Source organism: Mesonia sp. HuA40, assembly GCF_008017835.1.
Lineage (GTDB): Bacteria > Bacteroidota > Bacteroidia > Flavobacteriales > Flavobacteriaceae > Mesonia.
Window position 1 is genome coordinate 22,764 of the sequence record NZ_VRLT01000023.1, and the last position, 6,508, is coordinate 29,271.

General features: G+C 35.6%; 5 protein-coding genes. All 5 read left to right on the forward strand.

Translation table 11 applies throughout. The features are described from left to right. Nucleotides 1–49: 49 nt before the first annotated feature. Complete coding sequence (wecB, locus tag FT993_RS03140; RefSeq protein WP_147861086.1) at nt 50–1,192, forward strand: non-hydrolyzing UDP-N-acetylglucosamine 2-epimerase; 1,143 nt, start codon at nt 50–52, stop codon at nt 1,190–1,192. A gap of 411 nt (nt 1,193–1,603) precedes the next feature. Beyond that, nucleotides 1,604–1,738 carry a hypothetical protein gene (locus FT993_RS12485; protein ID WP_255504409.1) on the forward strand — a complete coding sequence of 45 codons (135 nt, stop codon included), beginning with the start codon at nt 1,604–1,606 and terminating at the stop codon, nt 1,736–1,738. An 858-nt stretch (nt 1,739–2,596) separates the two neighbouring features. Next, on the forward strand, nt 2,597–3,607 hold the full coding sequence (locus FT993_RS03145) for an NAD(P)-dependent oxidoreductase (RefSeq protein ID WP_147861087.1): 1,011 nt from the start codon (nt 2,597–2,599) through the stop codon (nt 3,605–3,607). Nucleotides 3,608–3,652: 45 nt separating this feature from the next. Further along, nucleotides 3,653–4,069 (forward strand): DUF2141 domain-containing protein, encoded by a 417-nt coding sequence (locus FT993_RS03150; protein WP_147861088.1) that lies wholly within the window; start codon nt 3,653–3,655, stop codon nt 4,067–4,069. A gap of 1,742 nt (nt 4,070–5,811) precedes the next feature. Further along, entirely contained in the window at nt 5,812–6,207 is a 396-nt protein-coding gene (locus tag FT993_RS03155) for an HU family DNA-binding protein (protein ID WP_147861089.1), read from the forward strand. Nucleotides 6,208–6,508 lie beyond the last annotated feature (301 nt).

A 6,508-nucleotide genomic window follows, 5' to 3' on the forward strand; every position in this document is an offset into this window, starting at 1 on the left:
GAGCTGTTTTTTTATATTCGCTACTTTATTTTTATTTAAATTAAAAACTATGCCTTCTGCTTCACCCAAACATCTAGTGGTATTTGGTACCCGCCCCGAAGCCATTAAAATGGCCCCTGTAGTTAAAGCTTTACAAAAAGAAAAGCACTTTATCACCAAAGTATGTGTAACCGCACAACACCGTGAAATGCTCGATCAAGTATTGCAGTTTTTTGAGATTCAAGCCGATTACGATTTGGATATCATGAAACCCAATCAGAACCTTTCCGGTTTAACCGCCGATATCATCAGTCAAATGCAAGCTGTATTTGAAGATTTCAAACCCGATTATGTATACGTGCATGGTGACACCACTACCAGCATGGCCGCTGCACTTGCTGCTTTTTATGCGGGCATTGAGGTTTGTCATATCGAAGCTGGGCTGCGCACACATAACAAATGGTCGCCTTTTCCTGAGGAAATGAACCGACAATTGACCGGTCGTCTAACCGATTTTCACTTTGCCCCTACGCCAACTTCTAAGACAAATTTATTACAAGAAAATATTGCCGAAAATCAAATTTGCGTGACGGGTAATACGGTAATCGATGCATTATTGATGAGTACCGAGCAGGTGAAAAGCTATAGCGATGCGCACATTCAACAACTTGCCGCTTGGCTAGACCCAAACAAAAAATGTATTTTAATCACCGGCCATCGTCGAGAAAATCACGGTCAAGGCTTTGATAACATCTGTAAAGCCTTAAAATCTTTAGCAGAAGAATTTTCAGATAGCATTCAATTGGTATATCCGGTACACCTCAACCCTAAGGTAAAGGAACCCGTACACCGATTTTTAGGACAAACACCTAATATATTATTGATTGAGCCGCTAGACTACCCAGCATTTGTTTGGTTGATGAACCGGTCTCATTTAATTATTACCGATAGCGGTGGCGTTCAAGAAGAAGCGCCGAGTTTGGGTAAACCAGTATTGGTAATGCGTGATACCACCGAGCGCCCAGAAGCCGTAGAAGCCGGCACCGTTATTTTAGTGGGTACAGAAGAAGATAAAATTGTAAGTGAAGCACAAAAACTATTAACCGATCCCGAAAGCTATGCTAATATGAGCAAGCTACATAACCCTTATGGGGATGGTAAAGCCGCCAATCGCATTGTAGCTTTTATGCGTGAGCAAGCACCAAAAGCATAAAAAACTGAATTAACCCATTGTTTATCAAAAAGTAAACACCTATAATAAAAAGAATCCACCGCTTGGTGGATTTTTTTTGTGATTGCATAGACCACTTCAACCTATTAAAACTTTAAAGCTTGCGAAGTTTACGTAACAAATACTACTATTTTAAAAATTTCTTTCATTCTATTAATAATCTTTCACCCTCGCTGGTGCGCGATTGCATCGCGTTCTCCTAACTCCATTGCATTCAACTGCCCAAATCTTCAATTTATTATTCAGTTAAAATATTGAAACACAATAATATCGTCTAGCAATCACCTCGCTAGTGCGCAATTGCATCGCGTTCTCCTAACCTCATTGTAATCAACTGCCAATTCATTATTCAAGTATAAAACTAAAACTCACAAAATAAAGACTTTCTGAATTATGAAACTTGTAATTACAGCTCCTATTTTAAAAATAGTGTTTTTTACCAACCTGCTAATAGCTAGAAGACCACAGACTACAAAAACCACAGGCTGCAATCCTGCGGGAGCGGGGGTTTTCTTGTTGGGGTATTAAGTTAAAAATAATTTTAAGATGCTTTTCTGCTTTTGTTTTTTTTATCAATTTAAATTCCAAATTCGGTTCTATAAACACACGAGATCTAGTATCGGTTTCCATATCATTCCAGAATTTCACAAACCATTCTATCATGGTTTTAAGTTCCTTCACTTATAGAACAGGACCAACTATAACCCAATTTACATCACGGCTTTTTTCTTTCAAAGCCATCAAAAGCCAATTAGAATCATATTCACAATTGGTTATTTCAGGAAACTGGTAATTAATTATTCTAAGCTCAACACTCTGGTCATTAATTCTATTAAATATCATTTCATTACTTTTTTTGGTGGGGACTAATTTTAATCTTGTAAGCTTCTAGTTTAGGACTATTAATAGAAGAAGATCAGTTCAGTGTTTATTTTACTTTTTACAAAAATTAAACATTAAAATTATTAAATCTGGTAGCGGGGCGGTAAAAAACTGTTATAATTATTACTTGTACTATCAATTGAGAACACCTTAAATTTCGTGCTAGTTGAATTCCATTTTTCTTTAGACATTCAACAATTTTTAATTAATAGATTATCAGCAACTTAAAATTATAGCATCTGTTTTTAAGGTTAAATAATTAATCTTTGAAAGATTAAAACAGTAGAAAAAAAGAGAGTGAACATTTAGATAAGACATAGCATAAAAGAAAACCTCGTGGCTATAGAATAAAGGTTTTGAATATTTACATCTCAACTCAATATATCAGCAAGCTAAATTTTCCTAATGGTTTACCTATTTTTAAATTTAAACATGTACCTAATTTATTGGCATGGTTTATGATTTAGTCTAGCTAGGTTACGTTTTAATTTAAGCTTGCAAATTATGGAAAGAAAGAAAGTATTAGTCACTGGCGCCTCAGGCACTGTTGGCTATGAAGTTTTAAAACAACTTATAAAAAATGAAAATTACGAAGTTTTTGCTTTTGATTTAAAAACGGGGGAATCTTCAAAAAGACTAGCAACTTTATCGAATAAGGTAACCACTATTTATGGAAATATCAGCGTTCCTGAAGATCTTCAAAAATTACCTGAAAATCTAGATGCGGTTATACATTTAGCGGCCATTATTCCCCCTTTGGCAGATGAGCAACCCGAGCTTGCCACTAGCGTTAATGTAAAAGGAACACAACTTTTAATTAAGCAATTAGAGAAAACATCTCCTGATGTATTTTTAATCTATAGTTCTTCTATTTCAGTTTATGGAGATCGGTTAAAAACACCTTTCATAAAGGTAGAGGACCCTCTAACTCCCTCAATGGGTGATGAATATGCCATTACTAAAATTAAAGGCGAATCTTTAATAAAAGAAAGCGCTATAGATTATACTATCTTTAGATTGACTGCAATTATGGGTAATCATAAAATGTCTAAATTAATGTTTCATCAGTCGTTAGACACCTCATTAGAAATAGCCACGCCCAGAGATACGGCAAGAGCCTTTGTAAATGCCATAAAGAAACAAAAAGTTTTATCTAAAAAAACTTATAATCTTGGTGGTGGTAAAGATTGCAGGATATCTTATAGAGATTTTTTAAAGCGCTCTTTTCATCTTTATGGTTTAGGAGAAGTAGATTTTCCCAAAGGCGCATTTGCTACTAAAAATTTTCATTGCGGATTTTATGCCGACGGAGATGAACTAGAAAATTTAGTGCATTTTAGGCGAGACACCTTAGATGATTATTTTGAAATGGAAGAAAAGAAGCTTTCCAAATTTAAAAAATTAGGAGCTACTCTTTTTAAACGTCCAATAAAATTTTTCTTGCTGAAGCAATCAGAGCCCTATAAAGCGCTTAAAGAAAATAACAAATCAATGCAAGCTCAGTTTTTTGAGTAGTAGTTAACATCAATTAATATAAATTCACATTAAAAATAAATTATTATGAAATATCTTTTTCTGTTTTTAATTGTTTTAAGCCTAAACACCTATGCTCAAAATGAGCAACTTGTCTTAAGTATAGATAACATCACTAAAATTAAAGGTACAATTGAAGTAGGGGTATTTAATAAATCTGATGGATTTTTGGAAAAAAATACTGCTATTAAAAATTATTCTATTCCAGTAAATAATCATACTTTAATTTATACCATTAAAGATCTTCCCGAAGGAGATTATGCTATTTCTATGTACCAAGATATTAATGAAGATAAAAAATGTAACCTTAATTTTATTGGAGTTCCAAAAGAACCTTATGCTTTTTCAAATAATGTAAAACCTAAGTTTTCTGCCCCCAATTTTGAGGAATGTAAATTTAGGTTAGAAAAAAAAACGAAGCTTTCTATAAGTTTATTAGAGTAAGTAAATCCTTTTAATAAAGCCAAGCTATTTTTTTGCTGTGGACTTATAGTAAAACAAAAGGCTGCAATCCTGCGGGAGCGGTGTGACAAGGCGTGGTATAAAACTACTACGTACTTAGTGCGACCTTCCCGGAGTCCCGACACTTCGTGGATCTCGATACTTCGCATTTTTGTTCTATCGCCCAAAAATGAGAAACTCGAACTGACAAGACATGGTTTTAAACGCCTGTCACTTCGAGTGGGCCAGCCCAGCCAACAGGCATTTTTAATGCCGTAGTTGGACTTGCTGGGTTGTATCGAGAAGTGGTTTAATGGAATCTATAAAAGTATGCGCTACTTTTCGACTGCACCTCGATACTTCGCATTTTTGTTCTATCGCCCAAAAATGCGAAACTCGAACTGACAGGGCGTGTTTTTGAGTTATTTTATACACCAGCAGCCCAATTCAAATAGCGATTCAAAGCAGAGCTTTGCAATCTTTTTCTTCAGTATAACTTGTGATTTGCGTGAAGAATTGGTGAAGCCTTGGAGCCAATTTAGCAAAATACAAGTGGTTTTCAGCTTGCCTGAAAAATACCTCAGAAAAAGTGTACTTTCTTTTGTTTCGTTTTCTCCTGTATCCGACGAGCGCAGCGAGAGGAATACACCGTAAAGAAAATGAAAATTAGGACATAGCAAGATTGATGAATTGTAATAAAGTAGGGTATAAAAACGGAAATAAACTCGCTACTTTTCGTCCTGTTCTCGATACTTCTCATTTTTGTTCTATCGCCCAAAAATGAGAAACTCGAACTGACAAGGTAGGTTATTTTACGGAAGAGGCATAAATAGAAATACCATTTAATCCTGGCCTATCGAAAATAGCGCGTAAAATTGGCAGTACTTTTTTTATTCACGTTAATATAGAAATAACAATATCCAGCAGCCCAATTCGTAAAGCGTTTCAAAGCAGGGCTTTGCAATCTTTTTCTTCAGTATAACTTGTGTTTTGCGTGAAGAATTGGTGAAGCCTTGGAGCCAATTTAGCAAAATACAAGTGGTTTTCAGCTTGCCTGAAAAATACCTCAGAAAAAGTGTACTTTCTTTTGTTTCGTTTTCTTTATACAAGTAAAGAAAATGAAAATTAGGACATAGCAAGATTGATGAATTGTAATAAAGTAGGGTATAAAAACGGAAATAAATTCGCTACTTTTCAACTGCACCTCGATACTTCGCATTTTTGTTCTAGCGCCCAAAAATGCGAAACTCGAACTGACAAGGCAGATTGTTTTAACAAAGAGAAATAAACACTCTAACTTTTTAAACTCGGCCTTATGTTTTAGCCTAATACTAAAAAAGTAAAGTTTCTTCAAATCTACATCAAAAATTCTTACTTGTTCTGGTGCGATTTATAGTACAATTTCACTCCTTTATCCAACTTAGATAATGTTTTATAACGTCTTGTTTATCAATAAGTAGAAAATCTTATGAGCAAACTAGGAAGATTTTCGGGTAAACGCATAAAATTCTGTTTGAAACTCAATAAATTCTGCCTGAAACTCATAAAATACAAAGGGCATTTTTTGGCTAATCCCTCTAGTTTAGCACTAAGGAATTAAAAATAGAAATCGCATGACTCAGCCTAAGAAAAAAGTAGAGAGACCCAGTAGGAAGCAGTTTTAACCTTTGCTGCTCCCACAGCTTACCCGAGGTAAGCGCTCTCCCGAACGAAAAAGGAAAAATTAATTTTAAAGATTATAAAAAATGAGTAAAAATATACTTGCAAAATTAAATGTTAGAACACGTAAAAACCCTCAAGATCGTACGGCGGCGCCGTTATATTATGTACAGGCCGTAAGCACCGGCACCTGTGATCTTGACCGATTAGCTTACTTGATTTCCAATCAGTCAACCGTACGTGAACCCGATTGTTTGGCGGTATTGCATGCCTTTGTGCACAATATGCTCGATGAATTGGAGCAAGGCCGCATAGTAGAACTCGGTCGTTTGGGGAACTTTCAAGTTGGCGTTGGTTCCACTGGGAGTGCTTTAGCCGAAGACGTAAGTTTAAGCAATATCAAACGTATAGCTTTAAACTACCGCCCCAGCAAACATGTAAAAAAGCGCATTAAGAATATGGATTTTAGTCTAGCTGATTAATGCACGTACCGCAGTAAGCGGAAGTTGAATAAACCGCTTGGTCCAGCTTGGATCAAGCGGTTTTTTTGGTCAAAAAAGCCCTAAAACGCTAGCAAACACCCCAAAAAAGCAGGATAAAAAAACAAATTATACCGATGAAATACAGTTGTCCTGCTCCCTAAATGACTGTTTTTATCCCCAAAAACATCAAAAACTAACAGAACAAAGTAGGTTTTAAACGCCTGTCACTTCGAGTGGCGCAGCTTAGCCAACAGGCATTTTTAATGCCGTAGTTGGACTTGCTGGGTTGTATCGAGAAGTG

Excerpts from the sequence above, each read along its gene's own strand:
- wecB (WP_147861086.1), top strand. The coding sequence starts at position 50 with ATGCCTTCTGCTTCACCCAAACATCTAGTGGTATTTGGTACCCGCCCC.
- FT993_RS12485 (WP_255504409.1), top strand. The coding sequence starts at position 1,604 with ATGAAACTTGTAATTACAGCTCCTATTTTAAAAATAGTGTTTTTTACC.
- FT993_RS03145 (WP_147861087.1), top strand. The coding sequence starts at position 2,597 with ATGGAAAGAAAGAAAGTATTAGTCACTGGCGCCTCAGGCACTGTTGGC.
- FT993_RS03150 (WP_147861088.1), top strand. The coding sequence starts at position 3,653 with ATGAAATATCTTTTTCTGTTTTTAATTGTTTTAAGCCTAAACACCTAT.
- FT993_RS03155 (WP_147861089.1), top strand. The coding sequence starts at position 5,812 with ATGAGTAAAAATATACTTGCAAAATTAAATGTTAGAACACGTAAAAAC.